The 19,796-nt window shown below is 72.3% G+C and carries 22 protein-coding genes; 13 read left to right on the forward strand and 9 right to left on the reverse strand.

The genetic code is table 11. From position 1 onward, the window contains the following. Window positions 1-146 precede the first annotated feature (146 nt). Entirely contained in the window at window positions 147-272 is a 126-nt protein-coding gene (locus ON36_RS36590) for a hypothetical protein (protein WP_281004849.1), read from the forward strand. A gap of 136 nt (window positions 273-408) precedes the next feature. Here ON36_RS36590 and ON36_RS10880 read toward each other — a convergent pair whose 3' ends face one another. Next, complete coding sequence (locus tag ON36_RS10880) at window positions 409-774, reverse strand: winged helix-turn-helix transcriptional regulator (RefSeq protein ID WP_043650901.1); 366 nt, start codon at window positions 772-774, stop codon at window positions 409-411. 85 nt (window positions 775-859) lie between these two features. On the opposite strand from ON36_RS10880, the gene ON36_RS36085 reads away from it, so the two are divergent. The 3 genes from ON36_RS36085 to ON36_RS10890 all read left to right on the forward strand — a co-directional run bounded on the left by ON36_RS36085 (window position 860) and on the right by ON36_RS10890 (window position 2,791). Next, window positions 860-1,177 (forward strand): alcohol dehydrogenase catalytic domain-containing protein, encoded by a 318-nt coding sequence (locus ON36_RS36085; protein WP_245558032.1) that lies wholly within the window; start codon window positions 860-862, stop codon window positions 1,175-1,177. Further along, complete coding sequence (locus ON36_RS10885; protein ID WP_245558033.1) at window positions 1,123-1,842, forward strand: zinc-binding dehydrogenase; 720 nt, start codon at window positions 1,123-1,125, stop codon at window positions 1,840-1,842. The genes ON36_RS36085 and ON36_RS10885 overlap by 55 nt, the downstream gene beginning before the upstream one ends. 634 nt (window positions 1,843-2,476) lie before the next feature. Then, complete coding sequence (locus ON36_RS10890) at window positions 2,477-2,791, forward strand: hypothetical protein (RefSeq protein WP_157224840.1); 315 nt, start codon at window positions 2,477-2,479, stop codon at window positions 2,789-2,791. Window positions 2,792-2,893: 102 nt separating this feature from the next. Here the strand turns inward: ON36_RS10890 and ON36_RS10895 are convergent, their stop codons facing one another. Then, the gene (locus ON36_RS10895) at window positions 2,894-3,496 is read right to left on the reverse strand and encodes a GNAT family N-acetyltransferase (protein ID WP_218001187.1); all 603 of its coding nucleotides are present in this window, start codon (window positions 3,494-3,496) and stop codon (window positions 2,894-2,896) included. 244 nt (window positions 3,497-3,740) lie between these two features. Here ON36_RS10895 and ON36_RS10900 point away from each other — a divergent pair, with 244 nt between their 5' ends. Beyond that, on the forward strand, window positions 3,741-4,934 hold the full coding sequence (locus tag ON36_RS10900) for an epoxide hydrolase family protein (RefSeq protein WP_043650907.1): 1,194 nt from the start codon (window positions 3,741-3,743) through the stop codon (window positions 4,932-4,934). Here the strand turns inward: ON36_RS10900 and ON36_RS10905 are convergent. Both ON36_RS10905 and ON36_RS10910 read right to left on the reverse strand, forming a co-directional pair. Beyond that, on the reverse strand, window positions 4,909-6,054 hold the full coding sequence (locus ON36_RS10905; RefSeq protein ID WP_043650909.1) for an acyl-CoA dehydrogenase family protein: 1,146 nt from the start codon (window positions 6,052-6,054) through the stop codon (window positions 4,909-4,911). The genes ON36_RS10900 and ON36_RS10905 overlap by 26 nt on opposite strands. A 31-nt stretch (window positions 6,055-6,085) precedes the next feature. Continuing rightward, on the reverse strand, window positions 6,086-6,994 hold the full coding sequence (locus ON36_RS10910) for a LysR family transcriptional regulator (protein ID WP_043650911.1): 909 nt from the start codon (window positions 6,992-6,994) through the stop codon (window positions 6,086-6,088). A gap of 70 nt (window positions 6,995-7,064) precedes the next feature. Between ON36_RS10910 and dapA the strand changes: the two genes are divergently transcribed. Further along, window positions 7,065-7,970 (forward strand): 4-hydroxy-tetrahydrodipicolinate synthase, encoded by a 906-nt coding sequence (gene dapA, locus ON36_RS10915; protein ID WP_043650913.1) that lies wholly within the window; start codon window positions 7,065-7,067, stop codon window positions 7,968-7,970. A gap of 110 nt (window positions 7,971-8,080) precedes the next feature. Here dapA and ON36_RS10920 read toward each other — a convergent pair whose 3' ends face one another. Continuing rightward, on the reverse strand, window positions 8,081-8,701 hold the full coding sequence (locus ON36_RS10920; RefSeq protein ID WP_043650915.1) for a VOC family protein: 621 nt from the start codon (window positions 8,699-8,701) through the stop codon (window positions 8,081-8,083). 121 nt (window positions 8,702-8,822) lie between these two features. On the opposite strand from ON36_RS10920, the gene ON36_RS10925 reads away from it, so the two are divergent. Further along, window positions 8,823-10,334 carry a DHA2 family efflux MFS transporter permease subunit gene (locus ON36_RS10925; protein ID WP_043651028.1) on the forward strand — a complete coding sequence of 504 codons (1,512 nt, stop codon included), beginning with the start codon at window positions 8,823-8,825 and terminating at the stop codon, window positions 10,332-10,334. 51 nt (window positions 10,335-10,385) lie between these two features. Here the strand turns inward: ON36_RS10925 and ON36_RS10930 are convergent, their stop codons facing one another. The 3 genes from ON36_RS10930 to ON36_RS10940 all read right to left on the reverse strand — a co-directional run bounded on the left by ON36_RS10930 (window position 10,386) and on the right by ON36_RS10940 (window position 13,567). Next, entirely contained in the window at window positions 10,386-12,080 is a 1,695-nt protein-coding gene (locus ON36_RS10930; RefSeq protein WP_043650917.1) for a family 2A encapsulin nanocompartment cargo protein cysteine desulfurase, read from the reverse strand. Continuing rightward, window positions 12,052-12,984 (reverse strand): family 2A encapsulin nanocompartment shell protein, encoded by a 933-nt coding sequence (locus ON36_RS10935; protein ID WP_043650919.1) that lies wholly within the window; start codon window positions 12,982-12,984, stop codon window positions 12,052-12,054. The genes ON36_RS10930 and ON36_RS10935 overlap by 29 nt, the downstream gene beginning before the upstream one ends. A gap of 151 nt (window positions 12,985-13,135) precedes the next feature. Continuing rightward, window positions 13,136-13,567: a type II toxin-antitoxin system Rv0910 family toxin gene (locus ON36_RS10940; RefSeq protein ID WP_043650921.1), complete on the reverse strand. Its 432-nt coding sequence runs from the start codon at window positions 13,565-13,567 to the stop codon at window positions 13,136-13,138. Between the two features lie 250 nt (window positions 13,568-13,817). On the opposite strand from ON36_RS10940, the gene ON36_RS10945 reads away from it, so the two are divergent. From ON36_RS10945 to ON36_RS10965, 5 genes are read left to right on the forward strand one after another with little or no spacing between them, the layout of a single operon-like run. Beyond that, window positions 13,818-15,260: an ATP-binding protein gene (locus ON36_RS10945; RefSeq protein ID WP_043650922.1), complete on the forward strand. Its 1,443-nt coding sequence runs from the start codon at window positions 13,818-13,820 to the stop codon at window positions 15,258-15,260. After that, window positions 15,260-15,673 carry a roadblock/LC7 domain-containing protein gene (locus ON36_RS10950; protein WP_043650923.1) on the forward strand — a complete coding sequence of 138 codons (414 nt, stop codon included), beginning with the start codon at window positions 15,260-15,262 and terminating at the stop codon, window positions 15,671-15,673. Before ON36_RS10945 ends, ON36_RS10950 begins: the two co-directional genes overlap by 1 nt. After that, the gene (locus tag ON36_RS10955) at window positions 15,670-16,020 is read left to right on the forward strand and encodes a DUF742 domain-containing protein (RefSeq protein WP_043650924.1); all 351 of its coding nucleotides are present in this window, start codon (window positions 15,670-15,672) and stop codon (window positions 16,018-16,020) included. Before ON36_RS10950 ends, ON36_RS10955 begins: the two co-directional genes overlap by 4 nt. Further along, window positions 15,995-16,597, forward strand: a complete 603-nt coding sequence (locus ON36_RS10960; RefSeq protein WP_043650925.1) for a GTP-binding protein — start codon at window positions 15,995-15,997, stop codon at window positions 16,595-16,597. The genes ON36_RS10955 and ON36_RS10960 overlap by 26 nt, the downstream gene beginning before the upstream one ends. Further along, complete coding sequence (locus ON36_RS10965; protein ID WP_043650927.1) at window positions 16,594-17,802, forward strand: cytochrome P450; 1,209 nt, start codon at window positions 16,594-16,596, stop codon at window positions 17,800-17,802. Before ON36_RS10960 ends, ON36_RS10965 begins: the two co-directional genes overlap by 4 nt. A gap of 1 nt (window position 17,803) precedes the next feature. Here the strand turns inward: ON36_RS10965 and ON36_RS10970 are convergent, their stop codons facing one another. Continuing rightward, on the reverse strand, window positions 17,804-18,361 hold the full coding sequence (locus ON36_RS10970; RefSeq protein ID WP_043650929.1) for a TetR/AcrR family transcriptional regulator: 558 nt from the start codon (window positions 18,359-18,361) through the stop codon (window positions 17,804-17,806). Window positions 18,362-18,571: 210 nt separating this feature from the next. Here ON36_RS10970 and ON36_RS10975 point away from each other — a divergent pair, with 210 nt between their 5' ends. Then, a complete protein-coding gene (locus tag ON36_RS10975) occupies window positions 18,572-19,786 on the forward strand; it encodes a cytochrome P450 (RefSeq protein WP_043650931.1) in 1,215 nt (404 codons plus the stop codon). Window positions 19,787-19,796: the final 10 nt, after the last annotated feature.

Genomic DNA, 19,796 nt, shown 5'->3' on the forward strand with positions numbered 1-19,796 from the left:
TCGAGGGTCCGGCTGGACACCATCCCCTTCCAGGCCCGCGGTGTGGCCCAGGGCGATGTGGTCGCGGTGACGGGGACTGGATCATCGGCGGCGGCTCCGGTGACCCGCTGGGCACCGATACCGCGTCGCTCCTGCACATCCGGCACGTGACCGACCTCGACTCCTCGGTCACCGAACTGGCGGCGATGCCGGCGGGCGAGCCGGCCCGGCGCGACGCGCCCACCGACCCGTGGGCCATCGAGGACTTCGTGTACTCCGACGAAGCGGGATAGACGCTCCACCTCGCTCAGAGCGAGCCGGCAGGACGGCCGCCACGAGGACCGGCTCGAACAGCCTGATGGCGGAGTGGAGTGGGTGTCCGCCCCTCGCCGACCCGCTCCTTCGACCTCGGCGCAACGTGTCGCGAGGTCAGTCGCGGTCGGCCTCGGCGGCCTCCTGGAAGTCGGCGATGGCGCGGCCGTTGTCGTCGGCCCAGTGGGTCAGGACATCGATGGGTTCGGACAGGGTCCGGCCGAGGTCGGTCAGGCTGTAGAGCACGTGGCGCGGTGCCTCCGCGTGGCGGTCGACCAGGCCGTATCGCTGGAGTCTGCGCAGGGTCTGGGTCAGGACCTTGCGCGAAAGGCCGCCGCCGATGAGATCGATGAGTTCCCCGTGCCTGCAGGGGCGCCTGCCGAGGGCGAAGAGCACGAGCACGGCCCATTTGTCGGCGAGGATCTCGACCGCCAGCCGGGTGGGGCAGTCGGCGAGAAAGGACGGACCGGCACTGTTCTGCACGGAATTCGAAGGTACCAGGAGGTAACGCGGCGCTCCGTAGCGTCGTCGAGGGCAAGCGCCACAGCACCAGCTACGGAGGAAATCCATGCCACAGGTAGTCGTCTTCGACCGGTTCGGCGGGCCGGAGGTCATGCACGTCGTCGAGGAGCCCGCCGTCGCGCCGGCGGCGGGGGAGGTGCGGGTGCGGATGGAGGCGTTCGCCGTGAATCCGCTCGACCTGATGATGCGGTCCGGCGCCTCGCCCGCGCCGATCACCCTGCCGCACGCCCGGCTCGGCGTGGAAGGCACCGGCACCGTCGACGCGGTGGGGCCGGGGGTCGGCGGGGGCGAGGCGCCGGTGACGCGGTCGTGCTCGCGGCCGTGCCGGACGCGGCCGTCCGGGGCAGCTACGCCGAATACGTGACCCTGCCCGCGGACCGGGTCCTGGCCCGGCCTGCCGGGCTCGGGGTCGCGGAGGCCGCGGCGGTCTGGGTCGCCTTCTCCACCGCCTACGGCGCGCTCGTGGAGAAGGCGGGGATGCGTCCGGGCGACCGGGTGCTCGTGACCGCCGCGTCGGGGTGCGTGGGTCGCGCCGCGATGCAGGTCGCCCGCCGGCTCGGGGCCGTGCCGATCGCGGTCACGCGTGACGGCCGCAAACGCGCGGAACTGCTCGCCGCCGGCGCGGCCGAGGTGGTGACCGCCGACTCGTCCCCGGTCGCCGAGGCCGTGCGCGCCCACACCGGCGGGGCCGGCGCCGACATCGTCCTCGACCTCGTCGGCGGCCCCGGCCTGCGCGATCTGGCGGCGGCGGCCCGACCGGGCGCGACGCTGGTCACCGCGGGCTTCCTCGACCCACGGCCCGCCTCGATCCCGGCGGGCACCCCGCTCACGATCCACGGCTACCGCAGCTTCGAGCACACCCTCGACCCCGCGGTGGTCGCCCGCATGGCGGCGTTCCTGAACGCGGGGTTGCGCCACGGGGCGATCCGGCCGGTGGTCGGCGAGACCCTGTCCTTCGGTGAGGTGGTCGAGGCGCATCGGCGCGTCGAACAGGGGCGGCACGCGGGGAAGATCGTCGTCATGATCTGAGAGAGGTCGCGTGCCGGCCGGGTCGGCGCCGGACGCGGCTCCTGCGGCGTCGCGGGTGCTGGTCGGGTCTCGGGTCGGTGACGAGAAACTGTTTCCGACGGCGCTCTGTGAGCGTAAAGCTCCGCAGCGCAAGAGGATTCGCTTCATGACCACGGATGCTCGGCGAGGGCGCCTCGTACCCGCGACGGCGGTGGTGCTTCCGGTCGGCCTGATCGACAGTGTGATGGGCGCCTCCGTGTGCCACGGCGCCGCTGGTCAGCGAGCACGACGGACGCCCTGACGGGCGGGGGAGGCCGGATCTCGCCGCCGGCGGGTGATTCACCGTCCCGGACCGGGGTAGGTCGCCCCGCGAGGGACGACACGAGCTCCCGGCCGAGGCGCACACCCGGCCGGGAACCGTCGCCGGGCACACCGTCCCCCCGTCCGCGTCCGGCGACCCGCGGCCGCCGGGGCCGGGACCGGAGTTCTGGTTCCAGGACGCACCTCCCGCCCCGGTGGTACGCCGAATCTTCTGCCGCGCAATTCGTTTCGTCGCCCTGCGACTGATTGACGCCCGAGTGCGCGGCTATTCGAACCGCGAACGGCTCAACGCCTTCGGCGTTCCGAGCCGGGGAGTCGAGTCGAAGGAGGGGCGATGTCCTCGATCGTGAGTCCGCCGAGGTGGGCGGTGCGAGCCGGAACCGGGGACCGTGAGCGACGGCCGCTGACGGTGGTGGAACTGCTCACCGGTGCGATGGTCCTCGCCGCGGCGGGGCTCGGGGTGGCCGGGCCGCTGCTGGCGGGGGTGTGGATGCGCTACGCGGGCGCGGCGGAGGACACGGCGAGCACGGTCTCGCTGCTCCTGGCGGCCACGGCGGTGATCTCCTGCCTGCTCGCCGCCGCTGCCCTGGCGAGGACGGGGTGGCGGCGGCGCACCGGCACCCGTGGCCGGTCGGCGCCGGGCGGGTGAGCCCTGTTCCCGGGGCTGTGCCGCGCCCCGACCGTGGTCGGGGTTCCACGTAACGTGCATCGTTCTCACACGGTGGGGTGGTTGCGGCGGCGCGCTTCGCGGTTATCGCAACTCGGTCCGCTCCCGGCCGAAGAGCACCGAATCGCGGGGTTCGCCCCGGAATACGAGGTGCGATCGCAGCACGGCCTCGCGAGTGAACCCGCACCGTTCGGCGACGCGCTGGGACGCGAGATTGTCGGGCGCGCAGGTGACCTCGAGGCGTGCCAGCGCCAGATCGACGAAAGCCCACTCCGCCAGGAGCGCGACGGTGCGCGTGGCGAGGCCACGTCCACGGGCAGACGCCGCGAGCCAGTAGCCGACAGCCGCTCGGCGGTCCGCGGCGGAGACGTCGTAGAGCGAGCACCCACCCAGTACTCGGTCGGGGTCGGGCGCGTCGACGATCGCGAACGCGATCTCCTCACCACGCGACCGGGCCGCTTCCTCGACGGCGAAACGTGTTCTCACGTGATCTTCGGTGAATGCCCCGACCAGCGGCCAGGAGAATCGCAGGCACAGTGGATCGTCGAACCCGGCGAATCGCTGTGGGATATCGGTGAGCCGCCATGCGCGCAGGGCGACGACGCCGTCGCTCAACGGCGAAGGGGGATGGATCAAGGCGGGCATCGTGCCTGCTTCCCTGGGATCTCGACGGCCCGCGCAGGGCAAGAGAAGACTATCGCAGTGCCTGCGACGACCCGCGCCGCGAGGCCTGCCCCGACGATCTGGAGGGCGCTTCGGGATCGGATCGGGCCACCACAGGCATCACCTACCCGTCGGGGACGTGAGTTCGTTCACCGAGCCGTTCGTGCCAGGCACGTCGGTCCGAGTAGAAATCGGCCGCCCGGGAACTGCCTCAGTGGGCCCGCCGGTGTCGTCGGTGAGGTCCGGCCGACGACGACCAGGAGGTCCCATGCTCGATTCCGCCGGTGATGTGCGGGCGTTCGACGCCCGCGTGGCGGACGCCGAAATCGATGATCTGCGTGCCCGGTTGGGCGCGGCGCGATTCCCCGAGGCCGAGACGGTCGGTGCCATCGGGCCGGGCGCGGCCCGGTGGGGGCAGGGCGTGCCGCTGGCCGACCTGGTCGATCTGGTGGACTACTGGCGCACCGGGTACGACTGGCGGTCGTTCGAGGCGCGGCTCGGCGACATCGGCCAGTTCCGGACGAGCATCGACGGGCTCGGCATCCACTTCCTGCACCGCAGATCGGCGCGCGCGGACGCCACGCCGCTGCTGCTGACGCACGGCTGGCCCGACAGCGTCGTCCGGTTCGTCGACGTGGTGGCGGAGCTGGCCGACCCGCGGGACGCGGACGCGCCCGCCTTCCACGTCGTGGTGCCGTCGCTGCCGGGATTCGGATTCAGCGACAAGCCCGCCGCCACCGGGTGGGGCACGGAGCGGATCGCCGCCGCATGGGTCGCGCTGATGGCACGGCTCGGCTACGGCGAATTCCTCGCGCACGGCGGCGACTGGGGCGGCAACATCACCACCGTGCTCGGCGGGCGGTTCCCGGAGCACGTCCTCGGCATCCACACCACCTTCGCCGAGGCACCGCCCGGCCTGTCGACCGAGGGGCTCACGGACGCCGAGCGCGCCTGGGTGCGGGAGACCCGCGACTTCTGGCGATATCGCGCGGCCTACGCCGAGCAGCAGGCGACTCGGCCGCAGACGATCGGCTACGCGCTGGTGGATTCGCCGGTCGGGTTGCTCGCCTGGATCCTCGACAAGTTCGCCGAGTGGAGCGACACCGACGACAGCCCGTTCGAGACCATCTCCCGCGACCGCCTTCTCGACGACGTGAGCCTGTACTGGTTCACCCGGACCGGGGCGTCGGCGGCCCGGATCTACCACGAGAGCCACAATTCGCTCGATCCCGCGCTGCGGGTCGACGTCCCGGCGGCGCTGACGATGTATCCCCGCGATGTCGAGAAGTGCCCGCGTCCCTGGGCACGGGAGCGCTACCGGCGGATCGTCCGGTGGACGACTCCGGCGCGCGGCGGGCACTTCCCGTCGCTGGAGGTCCCCGAGTACTTCGTCGAGGACCTGCGCGCGGGCCTGTCGGCGGTCCTGGCCGAGGCGGTCAGAACCCCAGATCGCGGCCGATGATCTCCTTCATGATCTCGTTCGAGCCGGCCCAGATCTTGGTCACGCGCGCGTCCATCCACGCCCGGGCGACGCGGTATTCGCGCATGTAGCCGTAGCCGCCGTGCAGCTGGACACAGTGGTCGAGGACTTCGTTCTGGACCTGGGCGGCCCACCACTTGGCCTTGGCGGCGTCAACCGAGGAGAGCTTGCCCTCGGCGTGTTCGGCGACCGCGGCGTCGACGAAGGCCTGGGCGACCTCGATCTTGGTGACCAGCTCGGCGAGCAGGAACTTGTTGTGCTGGAAGGAGCCGATCGCCGCGCCGAAGGCCTTGCGCTCCTTGGTGTAGTCGATGGTCTCGGCGAGGATCTGTTTGGCGTGGGCGACGTTGGCGACCGCGGCGCCGATGCGTTCCTGGGGCAGGCGTTCCATCATGTGCACGAAGCCGCGGTCCTGATCGCCGAGGAGCGCCTCGGCGGGCAGGCGGACGTTGTCGAAGAACAGCTCGGCGGTGTCGGCCTCGGGCTGGCCGACCTTGTCGAGCTTGCGGCCGCGCTGGAAACCGGGCAGGGACACGTCGACCAGGAACAGGCTGATGCCCTTGGCGCGCTTGCCGGGGCTGGTGCGGGCGGCGACCACGACCACGTCGGCGGTGAACCCGTTGGTGATGAAGGTCTTGCCGCCGTTGAGGATCCAGTCCGAGCCGTCGCGCACGGCGGTGGATTCCAGGGCGGCCAGGTCCGAACCGGCCGAGGGTTCGGTCATGCCGATGGCCGAGACGACCTCGCCGGTGGCGAAACGGGGCAGCCACTCCTGCTTGACGTTGTCCGAGGCCAGATCGACGAGATAGGGCACGACGACGTCGAAATGGATGCTCATGCTCGACGCCAGCGCCATGTTGACCGCGGCGAACTCCTCGATGGCCGCGGCGTTGAAACGGTAGTCGCCTGCTTCACCGCCGCCGTAGGTCTCGGGGATCTCGAGGCCGAGCACGCCCTGCTTGCCTGCGGCGCGCCACACCTCCCGCGCGATGAGCTTGTTCTCGGCGAAGGAGTCGGCGTGGGGGAGGACCTCGCGGGTGATCCAGTCGTGCACCGAGCGGCGGAAGTCGTCGTGATCGGCGGTGAAAACGGAACGCTGCATTACCGCATTGTGCGGATCGGCTGCGGATCAATCAATCGGCGGCACCGGCGGCGGCACGCAGCGCGGCGCGGGCCGCGGCGACGATCGGGTGCGCGCCGGTGCCTCGCCGATAGGCCAGGCCGAGGTGGCGGCGGGTCGGCAGCGCGGTGAGCGCGACGCCGGCGGGCGGGCCGTCCAGCGCGGCCTCCGGCACGATCGCCACCCCCTGTCCGGCCGCGACCAGGGCCAGGACGGTGCCGAAATCGTCCGCGTGATGGCGGATGCGCGGGGTGAATCCGGCCGCCTGGCAGGTGCGGACGGTCATGGTGTGGCAGAGCGTGCCGGGGGTGCCCGCGATCCAGGGCGCCTCCCGGTGTGCGGGCAGGGACTCGATGGTGGCGGGCGCGGCGGTTGCGGCCACCTCGCCGCGGGCGGGCGCGGCCAGGTAGAGGGTCTCGGTGCCGAGGGAGTCGATGTCGAGCCCGGGGTCGGCCGCGGCGGGGACGTAGTCGTACTCGTGGGTCAGCGCCACGTCGAGGCTGTCGGCGCGCAGGGCGGAGGCGACGTCGGCCGGGTCGGTCTCGATGACGGCGAGTTCGAGCGCGGGATGGGCGGTGGCGAGGGTGACCAGGGCGGGGGAGACCAGCGTGCGGGCGGCGGTCGGGTACGCGCCGATGCGCAGGGAGCCGGTCAGCTGGGCGCGGGCGGCGGCCAGCTCGGCCTCGGCCTGGGCCAGCACGGCGAGGACCCGCTCGGTGTGCGCGACCAGGGTCCGGGCGGCCGGGGTCAGCGCGACGCGGCGGCCGGTGCGCTCGAGCAGGGGCACGCCCGCCTCGCGTTCCAGGGCGGCCAGCTGCTGCGACACCGCCGAGGCGGTGTAGTTCACGGCCTCGGCGGCCGCGGCGATCGTGCCGTGATGGGCCAGTTCGCGCAGCAGGCGCAGGCGCCGGACATCGAGCATAAGAACAGCTTACGATCCACGGAAGCAACGTGAACTGGATCTGTCGTGACTCGCGCCCGACGATGGGGACATGACCGATCTGCAGGGACTGTTCGTCCCCCTCGTCACCCCGTTCGGCCCGGGCGGCGAGGTCGCCGCCGACGCGCTCGAAGCCCTCGCCCACACGGTGCTGACCGACGGGGCCCGTGGCCTGGTCGCGCTGGGCACGACCGGGGAGCCTGCCACGCTGACGCCCGGCGAGCGCGCGCTCGTCCTCGAGGTGTGCGCCCGGGTGTGCGCCGAGCGCGGGGCGCCGCTGATCGTCGGCGCCGGGTCCAACGCCACCGCCGACACGCGGGCCGGGCTCGCGGCGCTGCCCCGCACGGCCACGGCCGCGCTGGTCCCCGTGCCCTACTATCTGCGGCCGAGTGCCGACGGGGTGGTGGCGCACTTCACCGAACTCGCCGCCGCGAGCCGCGTGCCGCTGCTGATCTACAACATCCCCTATCGCACCGCCTGCGTGCTGGACGCCGACACCCTCGTGCGCCTGGCCGCGATCCCGAACATCGCCGGCTTCAAGCATTCCGTCGGCGGGGTCGACGCGACCACCGTCGAGTTGCTCGCGCGCGTGGGGGACCGCAGCACCGTCCTGGCCGGAGACGACCGCTTCGCGCCCGCCCTGCTCGCGCTCGGCGGCCACGGCGGGATCCTCGCCGCCGCCCACGTCGCCACCGCCGAGTACGCCGCGCTCGTCGAGGCGTGGCGGGCGGGCGACCTCGGCCGGGCCCGCGCCCTGGGCAACGCGCTCGACGCCGTGGCTGACGCGCTGTTCGCCGAACCCAATCCGGCCGTGGCCAAGGCCGTGCTCGCGGCGCAGGGGCGCATCCCCACCCCCGGCCTGCGGCTGCCGCTGCTGCCCGCCTCGGCCACGGCGACCGAACGCGCGCTGTCCGCGCTCGACCGGCTGCGCACCGCCACGGTGCCCGCCCCGCGGTGACGGCCGCCGCGGGGTCCCACTTGCGGCGACCGCCGCGATGGGGCCGTCCGGCAGCCGAGCGCCGCGGATGGTGTGCAGTCGATGCGAGATGGCAGCGAGTGCAGAAAGATTCAGGTCAGTGTGATCCGCCCGCCGGGCCCGGACAGCTCCGCGGTCAGGCTCGCCGAGGTTCCCCGCGCGACCGGCAACCGCGCACCCAGTGCGTCGAGCGCGGCCGCGGCCCTCTCGGGGTCGGGATGGGTGGCGGTGAACGAGACCAGGTCGACCGTGGGCAGCGCGGCCGACGGATGCGGCGAGTCCAGCCAATCGATGAGGTACGGCACGACCGCGACCCCGGAGGTGTCGGCGGGGGTGGCCAGTTCCCAGCACAGCTCGACGCCCTCGGGAGTGGTGCGGCCCAGAGGGCGCGGGTCGCCGGGGTCGTGCCCGGCGGCACGGGCCTTCTCGACGGCCGCGGCCAGGCCGTCGACGCGCACCAGCCACGCCGACAGGCGTGGGGCGTCGAGGGTGTCGAGTCCGAACGGACGCGGTGCGGCCGGTGTGGGCGCCCCGGTGTCGATCCCGATGACCTCGAGGTAGCCGCCCTCGGCGAGGCCGAGCAGGTGGTTGCGCGTGCCGATGCCGTCGTGGCGGCCGCCTGCCACGGGCGCCACGCCCAGCGCGGCGGTCAGGGCGGCCACGGTGGCGGAGAGGTCCGGCGTGGCCACTACCAAATGGTCCAGGGTGCTCATCCGCCGCACGGTAATCCGGCAAATCCGGCCGATCACGGGTCCGGCTCAGGATGACGGAAAAATTCGGCTGGTCATCCCGTCGCAAAGATGCCAGGCTTAACCGGTGACGAAACCTCCGGATATTCAGGACTCCAAGGCTCCTGACTCCGCCTCAGACAAGCTGGACGCTGCCGTGTTCAAGGTGGCGGGCGTGGTCGTGCTCGGCGCGGTGATGTCGATCCTCGACGTCACCGTGGTGACCGTGGCGATCCCGACCTTCATCAAGGACTTCGACACCACCGTCGAGATCGCCGCCTGGACCATGACCGCCTACACCCTGGCCCTGGCCTCGGTGATCCCGCTGACCGGCTGGGCGGCCGACCGGTTCGGCACCAAACGCCTCTACATGCTGGCACTGACCTTCTTCATCATCGGCTCGATGCTGTGCTCGTACGCGTGGAACATCGAGTCGCTCATCGCGTTCCGCGTGGTGCAGGGCCTCGGCGGCGGCATGCTCATGCCGCTCGGCATGACGATCATGACCCATGCGGCGGGCCCGCAGCGCATCGGCCGCGTCATGGCCGTCCTCGGGGTGCCCATGCTGCTCGGCCCGATCTGCGGCCCGATCCTGGGCGGCTGGCTCATCGACGCCTACAGCTGGCACTGGATCTTCCGCATCAACCTGCCGCTGGGCCTGATCGCCCTGGCGCTGGCCTGGATCGTGTTCGAGGCCGACAAGCCCAAGCCCTCGGAGTCCTTCGACTTCATCGGCATGCTGCTGGCCTCGCCCGGCCTGGCGCTGTTCCTGTTCGGCGTCTCCTCCATCCCGGAGGAGGGCACGGTGTTCGCCGCCCGGGTGCTGATCCCGGCGATCGTGGGCGCGGGCCTGCTGGTGGCCTTCGTGTTCCACGCCCTGCGCACCGAACACCCGCTCATCGACCTGCGGTTGTTCGAGAACAAATCGTTGCGCTCGGCGGTGCTGACCATGTCGACCTTCGCGATCGCGTTCTTCGGCGCGGGCCTGCTGCTGCCCAGCTACCTGCAGCAGGTGCGCGGCGAGTCGTCGCTGGATTCGGGCCTGCTCATGGCCCCGCAGGGCATCGGCGCGATGCTGACCATGCCGATCGCGGGCTACCTGGTCGACAAGATCGGCCCGGGCAAGGTGGTCATGTTCGGTATCAGCGTCATGACCGTCTCGCTGACCGTGTTCACCCAGCTCGAGGCCGACACCTCCTACCTGCTGCTGGGCGGCGCGCTGTTCGTGATGGGTCTCGGCATGGGCTGCACCATGATGCCGGTGATGACCGCGGCCATCCAGACGCTGACCCACGCGCAGGTGGCGCGCGGCTCGACGCTGATGAACATCGTCAACCAGACCGCGGCCTCCATCGGCACCGCGATCATGTCGGTGGTGCTGGCCGGCCAGCTGACCGACGCGGCCAAGATCGGCATCGCGTCCAACATCACCCCCGAGCTCGTGGCCGGTGTCCCGCAGCCGGTGATCGACGCCGGGCTCGACCAGGCGGCCGACGCGTTCAGCAACACCTATCTGGTGGCGGTCATCCTGGCCGCGCTGACGCTGATCCCGGCGTTCTTCCTGCCGCGCAGCAAGCCGGCCGCGCCGGTCGACCCCGAGGCGATGATCGCGCACTGACCCCGCGCAGCACGAAGCCCGGGCCGGCACGCCGGCCCGGGCTTCGCTGTTTCAGCGCCGCTGCGCGGCGATCTCGTGCAGGACCGCGACCATCCGGTCGATCTCGGCGGGGGTGTTGTAGAAGGCGAACGACGGCCGCACCGTCGCCTCCACACCGAGCCTGCGCAGGATCGGCTGGGCGCAGTGGTGCCCGGCGCGCACGGCGATACCGCGCTGGTCCAGCGCCTTGCCCACCTCGACCGGATCGCACCCGTCGAGCACGAACGACAGCACGGCCGCCTTCTCGGCCGCGGTGCCGACGAGGCGGACCCCCGGCACGGTTGCGACCCGTGGCGTCGCGTAGTCGAGCAGCTCGTGTTCGTAGCGGCCGATGGCCGCCATGCCGATCCGCTCGACGTACTCGATCGCCGCGGCCAGGCCCACCGCGTCGGCGATGTTGCCCGTGCCCGCCTCGAACCGCGCGGGAGCGGGCTGGAACAACGAACGTTCCAGCGTCACATCGCTGATCATGTTGCCGCCGCCCTGCCACGGCGGCAGGTCGGCCAGCGCCTCCGGACGGCCGTGCACCGCGCCGATTCCCGTCGGCCCGAACAGCTTGTGCCCGGAGAACACGAAGAAGTCGGCCCCGATCTCGCGGACATCGATCGGGGTGTGCGGCACCGACTGCGCGCCGTCGACCAGTACCGTCGCCCCGGCCCGTTTCGCCGCGGCGGTGATCTCCCGGACCGGGGTGATCGTGCCGAGGGCGTTGGAGACATGGGTGACGGCGACCAGTTTCGTGCGATCCGAGAGCAGCCTGTCGAGCTCGCCGAGCAGCAGCGTGCCGCTGTCGTCGACCGGGATCACCCGCAGCCGCGCGCCCTTCTCCTGGGCGAGCAGCTGCCAGGGCACGATGTTGGCGTGGTGCTCGAGGTGCGAGATCAGGATCTCGTCGCCGGGCCCGATATGGGTACGGCCCCAGGTCTGGGCGATCAGGTTGATGCCCTCGGTGGCGCCGCGCACGAACACGATCTCCTCCGCCGACCCCGCGCCGAGGAAGCGGGCGACGGTGTCGCGCGCGTGCTCGTAGGCGTCGGTGGACCGGGCGGCCAGGGTGTGCGCCGCGCGGTGGATGTTGGAGTTCTCGTGGGCGTAGAACGCGGCGAGCCGGTCGATCACCGCGCGGGGTTTCTGCGTGGTGGCCGCGTTGTCGAACCAGACCAGCGGATGGCCGTTGACCTGTTCGGCCAGGATCGGGAAATCGGCGCGCACGGCGTGCACGTCGAACGGTGGGAGCGGGGCGACGCCGCCCGCCGCGCCGTCCAGGAAGTAGAACGACGGTCCACCCGGTGCCGTGGCGGCGCCGGGGGAGCGCGGCGGCGAGAGCACCGAGCGCAGCGACGGCAGCGCCGCCAGGAACGGATCGGTGTGCACCGCACCGGGATCCACCGCCGGCCGGCGCGGCACCGAGGTCGGTACCGCCATCGGTGTGTCCGCGGCCCAGCCCGGCACCCGCGGCAGCCCGGTGGCGCCGCCGGGCGGGACCGCGCCGGTGTACCCGCCGCCCCGGTCGGGCAGGGGAGCGGGCACGACCCGCGCCGGGTCCGGCGTCGGCGCCGCAGGGCGACCCGACGCGCCGATCGGGCCCGGCGCACCGCTGGGCAGGGCGGCGAAGAACTCGCCGGCCAGCCGGTTCAGGGTCGCCTCGTCGGGCAGCATCCCGGCGGCCCCGGTCGGCTCAGCGCCGGTAGGTCGGGGCGTAGTCATGGAACTTGTCCACCTCCGCTCCGTCGAGCACCGCGGTCGCGTCGTCGGTCAGGATCGCCAGCGAGCAGTACAGCGACACCAGATACGACGCGATCGCGCTGCGATCGATACCCATGAACTTCACCGACAGACCCGGGCCCTGCTCACCCGCCAGACCCGGCTGGTAGAGCCCGACCACGCCCTGTCGGGACTCGCCGGTGCGGATGAGCAGGAACTTGGTCTTCCCGTCGGCCACGGGCACCTTGTCCGAGGGGATGATCGGGATGCCCCGCCAGGTGATGAACTGCGAACCGAAGAGGCTGACGGTCGCCGGGGGCACCCCACGGCGGGTACATTCGCGGCCGAAGGCGGCCACCCCGAGCGGGTGGGTCAGGAAGAAGCCGGGCTCCTTCCAGACCTTGGTGATGAGGTTGTCCAGGTCGTCCGGGGTCGGGGGCCCGGCGATCGTCGACAGGCGCTGCTTGTCGGCGGTGTTGGCGATCAGCCCGTATTCGGGGCTGTTGATGAGCTCGCCCTCCTGGTGCTCCTTGATCGCCTCGATGGTCAGCCGCAGCTGCTGGGCGATCTGGTCGTGCGGGCTCGAGTAGAGGTCCGAGACCCGCGTGTGCACGTCGAGGATGGTGTTGACCGCCTTGAGGCGGTACTCGCGGGGATCCTTCTCGTAGTCGATGAAGGTCTCCGGCAGCGGCGACTCGTCGAAATTGTCGCACTGGATGTCCACGGTCTGTTCGTGGGTGACGCGGTTGCGCCGGTAGATGCCGGCCTCCACCGGCACCCAGTCCAGCAGATGCACCAGCCACCGGGGCGTGATGGATTCCATCTGCGGAACGGTCTTGGTGGCATTGGCCAGAGTGCGTGCGGCGACATCGCCGAGCGCGACGGGCTGTGGAGCGGGCTGAGACATCGAACCACCTTTACGCGAGAGGCAAATCGACGGTTACCGAGGCCGTCAGCCTAATCGCGGGGGTGCGAGCTGTCGTCGCGAGGTGTGACGAACAGCCTCCGCACCGCGTGAACGCTGTGTGAACGGGTGGCGCGGAGGCTGTTTCGTGTGCTCAGGCGTAGCGGGCGACGAACTGGTCGAGCGAGCGTTCGACGTCGCCGCGGATGGCCTTGGCAACCGCCGAGCCGATCGGGCCGAACAGCGGTGCGCCGCCGAGATCGACGTCGAGCACCACCTCCGAACCGGGGCCCTTCGGCTTCACCTGCAACCCGAGCCCGATCTTGGTGCCGCCGATTCCCGCGCCCGAGAGCAGCATCTCCGCGGGCGGGTTGCTGCGTTTGATGGTCCACGTGACGCGATTGCGCATGCCCTTGACCTTGGCGACGCCGACGACGACCGTCCCCGGGGTGAGCTCGGTCGGCAGTTCGCTGCGCCACCCGTCGTGGATGGTCAGCCAGGTGCCCAGCTCGGACAGGTTCGACGCGTGCTCCCACGTCTTCTCGGGAGGCAGTGGGACGTCGACGGAGAGTTTGAGTTTCGCCACGCCGCGATGGTATCCGGTACCGACGGTTCCGACGCGCCCCGGTCGGTCCGGAGACGATCTTGCCGGAGGCGGCCCGATCCCGGCCCGCGTGCCGGATTTGCTGCTAGGGTGTGCGAGTCGCCGGGCAGCGGGACGGATCGTGGTGTGTCACAACCCTCGTGGCCGTTCGCGCCGGGCGAGTGCCTCCCGGGCGGGCCGGGCAGGGCCTATCGGTCAGGGCGCGGAATGACCGGCGATGATGAAAGAGTAGATGAATCCAGTGATCGCCGTGCTGCTCTGCAGTATCGGAGCCGTGCTGTTACTCGTGGCGGTCGGGGTGGCCGTGCTCGCCATGCGCAACGAGCGCCAGCAGCGCCTGCGAACCGATGCGATCGTCCGTGAGCGGGCGGCCTGCGACGATGCCCTCCGTCAGCTGGCGGAGGTGACCATCCCCGCCATCGGCGACGCGGTGCGCCGGGGCGAGCCGCCCACCGCCGCGGTGGAAGTGCCCGCGAGCATGCGGGACTCGCAGTTCGCCCAGCTGCTGCAGTGGATCGCGGGCACCTACGCCGACGACCTCGCGCGCATGCGCGGCGAGACCGCCGCGACCGTCGAGCACATCGCCGCCGAACGGACCGCCGCCCAGGTGCACGCCGCCGAGCAGGCCGTGCGCGCCGAGATCGGCGACGGGGCGCGCACCGCGACCAGCGCGGCCGTGCGGTCCTTCGGCACCTCGGTGGTCAGCCTCGGCGCCGACGTGAGCCAGGTGGTCAGCACCGCGCTGCGCGAGCACCGCAACGACGAGGTCTACGGCACGCTGACCCGCATCGATCACACCGTGCAGCAGATGATCCGCCAGGCGCAGTCCTACGTGATCATCTCCGGTGGCCTGCCCGGACGCCGCTGGCCGCAGCAGTCGCTGACCGACCTCATCGGCGGTGCCACCGGCCGCGTGCGTGACTACCTGCGGGTGCGCGCGGGCCAGTGCGAACGCGTGGTCATCAGCCGGGCCGTGGAACCCCTCGTGCACACCATGGCCACCCTGCTCGACAACGCGCTGCGCTACTCGCCGCCCGCCTCGTTCGTGGACGTCACGTTCCAGGAGGGCCACCACGGGGTCACCGTCATCATCGACGACGCGGGCGTGCGGATGAGCCCCGAGCAGCTCGAGGACGCCCGCCAGATCCTCACCGGCGAACGTCCCGTCGACATCCACGATCTGGGCCCCTCTCCCAAGGTCGGCTTCCCCGGCGTGGCCGCGCTGGCCCGCCGCTACGGCTTCTCGGTGCACATCGACGGCCCCAACATCTACGGCGGCATGCGGGCGATGGTCTACATCCCCGAGTCGCTGCTGGTCAACGGCGACGACCTGCGCGTGCCGGAGGTGGAGGGCGAATTGTATTCGCCGCCACCGGCCCCGGTGCCGACCTCCGCGCCCGCGCCCGCCGCGCCCCGGCCGATCGCGGCGCCCGCGGCGCCCGCGGTGGTCACCGCGCTGCCGGTGCCCGAGCCCGAGGCCGCGGTGCACGAGATCACCGAGGGCGGCCTGCCCAAGCGCAGGCGCCGCGCGGTGGCACCGGTGGCCGGCGCGACCTCGGGCCCGCACACCGAACCCGGGCCAGCCCGGGCCGACCTCGCCGCTGCCTGGCACAGCGGCTCCCGAAGTGGCCGCGCGGCCGCGGCGCAGCGATCGACGGAAGGGAAGCGCTCCTGATGAGCACACCAGTGGCAGACAGCACGAACCGGCTCGCGTGGTTGCTCGAGGACCTCGAGATCGCGGGTGTGCGTTTCGCTGTGCTGCTGTCCGAGGACGGCCTGCGCATCGCCCACTCGCGCGGCATCACCAAGGACGACGCCGAGCGCTTCGCCGCCGCGGCCTCGGGCCTGCGTTCGCTGGGCAAGGCGCTCGGGGAATTCTGCGGCGGACCCGGAAACGTCGTGCGCCAGAACATGACCGAGTACGACGACGGGATGATCATGATCACCGCGGCGGGCCAGGGCGCGCTGCTCGGCGTCTCGACCACCCCCGATGTCGACGTCGCGCTCGTCGCGCACCGCATGAACGAGCTCGCGGGCCGCGTCGGCCGCGAGATCGGCAGCGCACCCCGCCGGGGCGGGGTGCAGTGAACCGGGGCCGACGCGATCCGGACCTGGTCCGGGCGTATGTGCGCACCGGCGGGCGCGTGCGCGCCAGCCGGGAACTGGACCTGGTCACCCTGGTCCGCGCCACCGGCGACGCGGTGCCCGGGCTGCGGCCCGACGCCCGCCGCGTGCTGATGCTGTGCAGCCGCCGCGGCGCGCTGTCGATCGCCGAACTGTCGGCCTATCTGGACCTACCCGCGTCCGTGGTCAAGATCGTGGTCTCCGACCTGCTCGACGGCGGTCATCTGTTCTGTCCCACCCCGGCCGAGGTCAAGCCGGAACTGGCACTGCTCGAGGAGGTGCTCGATGGGCTCCGCGCTCTCGCCGGCTGAGATCGACTACGTACCCGAAACCGTGACCCGCTCGGTGAAGATCCTGGTCGCGGGCAACTTCGGGGTGGGCAAGACGACCTTCGTCGGCAGCGTGTCCGAGATCCGGCCGCTGCGCACCGAGGAAACCATCACCGAGGCCAGCGTCGGCGTCGACGACCTGGCCGGGCTGGGCACCAAGACCCAGACCACCGTCGCGATGGACTTCGGCCGCATCACGCTCAATCCGCAACTGGCCCTGTACCTCTTCGGCACCCCCGGCCAGCAGCGCTTCGTGCCGCTGTGGGAGGAACTGGCCCGCGGCGCGCTCGGCGCGCTGGTGCTGGTGGACACGCGCCGGATCGAGAAGGCCGACGAGGTGCTCTCGGTGCTCGAGGAGCGCGGCGTGCCCTACGCCGTGGCGGTCAACGAGTTCGAGGGCTTCCGCCAGTACCCCCTGGAAGAGGTGCGCGACGCGCTGGACCTGGCGCCGGACACCCCGATGGTCTCGGTGGACGCCCGCCGCCGCGACCACTGCATGCGCGCGCTGATCACGCTGGTGGAGTACCTGTTCCAGCGACAGCGGGAGCTGCGCGCATGACCATGACCTGGCAGCAGACCGAGCGGGTCTCGATGTACTCCGAGGAGTTCGCCGCCGATCCGCAGGCCGCCTACCGCGAGATGCGCCGCCGCTTCGGCTCGCTCGTCCCGGTCGACCTGGCCCCCGGCGTGCCCGCGACGCTGGTGATCGGCTATCACACCGCGGTCCGGATCCTCAACGATCCCGACCACTTCCCGGCCGATCCGCGCATGTGGCAGCGCAACATCCCGCCGGACTGCCCGGTGCTGCCCATGCTGACCTTCCGCCCGACCGCGCTGCGCACCACCGGCGCCGAGCACACCCGCTACCGCCAGGCCGCGGTCTCGGGCCTGGCGGCGATCGACCTGTACGCGATGCACACCACCGTCGAGCACATCGCGGTGCCGCTGATCAACAGCTTCTGCACCGCGGGCAGCGCGGATCTGCTGAGCCAGTACGCCTTCCCGCTGGTGTTCGCGGCGATGAACTCCATGCTGGGCTGCACCGAGGAGATCGGCGGCCGGGTCGCCACCGGCATGGCGCAGATCTTCCAGAGCGGCACCGAGGCCGAGGCGGGCAACGCCATGCTCGAGGGCGCGCTGATGGACCTCACGCTGATCAAGCGGGAGAACCCCGGCGACGACATCACCAGCCGGCTGCTGGCCCATCACGCGGGCCTGTCCGACGAGGAGATGGTGCACCAGCTGGTGGTGCTCTACGGCGCCGGCATCGAGCCCATGCTCAACTCCATCGTCAACACGGTGCGGCTCATGCTGACCGATCAGCGGTTCGCGGGCAGCGTCCTGGGCGGCTCGCTGTCCACCCGCGACGCCCTCGACGAGGTCCTCTACACCGACCCGCCGCTGGCGAACTTCTGCATGACCTACCCGCGGCAGCCCATCCTCGTCGACGACGTGTGGCTGCCCGCGCACGAGCCCGTCGTCATCTCCATGTCCGGCTGCAACAACGACCCGGCCATCGCCGCGGGCGACTTCGTGGACAACCGCGCGCACCTGGCGTGGAGCGCCGGGCCGCACGGCTGCCCGGCCCGGCCGGTGGCCTACCTGATCGTCCAGGACGCGATCGATCAGCTGCTCGACGCGCTGCCGGAGATGAGTCTGGCCGTGCCGGAGGAGGAACTGGTCTGGCGGCCCGGCCCGTTCCACCGCTCCCTCGCCGCCCTGCCGGTGGTGTTCCCGCGCACGCCGCCGCTGCCGATGCCCTGACTCAGCGGGTCCGGGCCAGGCCGGGGGCGACGAACCGCTCCACCAGCCTGCGCTCGGCCGCGGCGTCGGCCGGCGGCCACGTCAGCAGGGCGAGCACTACCCGCACGATCCAGCCCGCGGCCTCGTCGTCGGGCGCGAGGCGGGTCAGCGCGGCCGCGATGCGCGCGAGTTCGGGTGTGTCCGCGAGGAATTCGTCGGCGCCGGGCGTCCGGTGGCGCAGCAGCCACGTCCGCAGCTGCGGGTCGGCGCGGATGGCGGCGACCGCGGCCAGGATGGCCTCGGCGGGCCTGCGCGCGGCGGGGACCTCGGCCACGGCCGCCTCGACCCGGGCCGCCACCGTGCCCGCCGCGCGGGCGGTGACCGCGCGCACGAGCGCAGGCTTGCCGCCGGTGTGGCGGTAGAGGGTCGCGCGGGAACAGCCCGCCTCGGCGGCGATGTCGTCGACCGAGACGGCGTCGATGCCACGCGCGAGGAACAGGGCGGTGGCGGCGCGCTCGATGCGTTCGACCGCGACGGCGCGTCGGTCCCCGCCGGCGAGCCAGTCGTGACGGTGGGCCATGCGGGTGCCTCCTCGGCCGGCTGCGGTGTCTCGACATGAGACGATCCGGCCTCTCTGTCTACACCCGGTTGCCTGGTGAGCGCAGCGAAATCGGCGCCCGGCGGCGTCCCACCGACGCGCGGTCCGTCTCAGGCCGCGACGCCGATTGACGGTGCGTCGCGCGGTGCCCACGGTGGTGCTCGACCACGCATCCCGAGACCGGAGGCGACGATGACCACGTCCCTGCCCCTGCCCGACCTGTTCGACCCGGCCGTGCTGGAGGACCCCTACCCGCTCTACGCCCGGCTGCGCGAGCACGCGCCGGTGCACCGGGTGCCCGGCACGGACTTCCATCTGGTCTCCTCCTGGGCGGCGGTGTCCGAGGCCGCCGACCGGACGGCCGAATTCTCCTCCCACCTCACCGCCGTGCTGGTCGACCGGCCGGGGGACACCCCGGCCGTGTTCGACCTCGACAGCACCGGCACCGCGGTCCACGTCCTGGCCACCGCCGACGCGCGGACCCACGCCGCGCACCGGGGGATCGTCGGACCGGCCCTGGCGGCGCGGGTCCGCGCCGTCACCCCGCGCGTCCGCGCGCTCGCCGAAACCCTGTGGGACACCGCCCGCACCGGGGACCGCCTCGACTGGGCGACCGGCATGGCCGACCGGCTGCCGCTCGCCGTACTCGCCGAGCTCATCGGGCTGCCCGCCCGCGACGTGCCCCGCCTGCTGACCTGGGCCTACGACTCGACCGAGATGCTGGGCGGGGTGGTGGCCGAGGGACGCATGCCCGCCCTGGTCGCCTCGGCGGCCGCCCTGGCCCACTACGCGTGGCAGGCGGTCACCGGGCCGGACATCCCGGCGGGTTCCCTGCTCGCGGTGCTGGCCGCGGCCCGCGCCGAGGGCCGCATCGACGAACAGCAGGCCGTGCTGATCCTGGTGCAACTCGTCGGCGCGGGCGGGGAGTCCACCGCCGGGCTGATCGCCTCGGCCGCGCGGTTGCTCGCCACCCACCCCGAGATCCAGGACCGCGTGCGCGCGCGTCCCGAACTGCTCCCGCTCGTGCTCGAGGAGGCGATGCGGCTGGAATCCCCGTTCCGCGGCCATCACCGCCACGTCACCGCCGACACCTCCCTGGCGGGCACCGACCTGCCCGCGGGCAGCCACCTGCTGCTGCTGTGGGGTGCGGCCAACCGCGATCCCGCCGTCTTCCCCGACCCCGACACCTTCGACCCGACCCGGCCACGCACCCGCGCCGGCCTCGCCTTCGGCCGCGGCGCGCACTTCTGCCTCGGCTCGGCCCTGGCCCGCGCCGAGGCGACGGCCGCCCTGACGCTGCTGCTCGAGCGCACGACCACATTCGCCCTCGACCCCGACACCCCGCCGCGCTGGGTGCCGAGCCTGTTCGTCCGGCGCCACGCGAGCCTGCCGCTGCGCCTGCGGTGACGACCGCGCC

Origin of the sequence: Nocardia thailandica NBRC 100428, from assembly GCF_000308795.1 — a bacterium.
Lineage (GTDB): Bacteria > Actinomycetota > Actinomycetes > Mycobacteriales > Mycobacteriaceae > Nocardia > Nocardia thailandica.

What these genes read in the sequence shown, in the direction of transcription:
- ON36_RS36085 (WP_245558032.1), top strand. Translation starts at nt 860, where the DNA reads ATGCCACAGGTAGTCGTCTTCGACCGGTTCGGCGGGCCGGAGGTCATG.
- ON36_RS10890 (WP_157224840.1), top strand. Translation starts at nt 2,477, where the DNA reads ATGTCCTCGATCGTGAGTCCGCCGAGGTGGGCGGTGCGAGCCGGAACC.
- ON36_RS10900 (WP_043650907.1), top strand. Translation starts at nt 3,741, where the DNA reads ATGCTCGATTCCGCCGGTGATGTGCGGGCGTTCGACGCCCGCGTGGCG.
- ON36_RS10905 (WP_043650909.1), bottom strand. Translation starts at nt 6,054, where the DNA reads ATGCAGCGTTCCGTTTTCACCGCCGATCACGACGACTTCCGCCGCTCG.
- ON36_RS10910 (WP_043650911.1), bottom strand. Translation starts at nt 6,994, where the DNA reads ATGCTCGATGTCCGGCGCCTGCGCCTGCTGCGCGAACTGGCCCATCAC.
- dapA (WP_043650913.1), top strand. Translation starts at nt 7,065, where the DNA reads ATGACCGATCTGCAGGGACTGTTCGTCCCCCTCGTCACCCCGTTCGGC.
- ON36_RS10920 (WP_043650915.1), bottom strand. Translation starts at nt 8,701, where the DNA reads ATGAGCACCCTGGACCATTTGGTAGTGGCCACGCCGGACCTCTCCGCC.
- ON36_RS10930 (WP_043650917.1), bottom strand. Translation starts at nt 12,080, where the DNA reads ATGACTACGCCCCGACCTACCGGCGCTGAGCCGACCGGGGCCGCCGGG.
- ON36_RS10935 (WP_043650919.1), bottom strand. Translation starts at nt 12,984, where the DNA reads ATGTCTCAGCCCGCTCCACAGCCCGTCGCGCTCGGCGATGTCGCCGCA.
- ON36_RS10945 (WP_043650922.1), top strand. Translation starts at nt 13,818, where the DNA reads ATGAATCCAGTGATCGCCGTGCTGCTCTGCAGTATCGGAGCCGTGCTG.
- ON36_RS10950 (WP_043650923.1), top strand. Translation starts at nt 15,260, where the DNA reads ATGAGCACACCAGTGGCAGACAGCACGAACCGGCTCGCGTGGTTGCTC.
- ON36_RS10960 (WP_043650925.1), top strand. Translation starts at nt 15,995, where the DNA reads ATGGGCTCCGCGCTCTCGCCGGCTGAGATCGACTACGTACCCGAAACC.
- ON36_RS10965 (WP_043650927.1), top strand. Translation starts at nt 16,594, where the DNA reads ATGACCATGACCTGGCAGCAGACCGAGCGGGTCTCGATGTACTCCGAG.
- ON36_RS10970 (WP_043650929.1), bottom strand. Translation starts at nt 18,361, where the DNA reads ATGGCCCACCGTCACGACTGGCTCGCCGGCGGGGACCGACGCGCCGTC.
- ON36_RS10975 (WP_043650931.1), top strand. Translation starts at nt 18,572, where the DNA reads ATGACCACGTCCCTGCCCCTGCCCGACCTGTTCGACCCGGCCGTGCTG.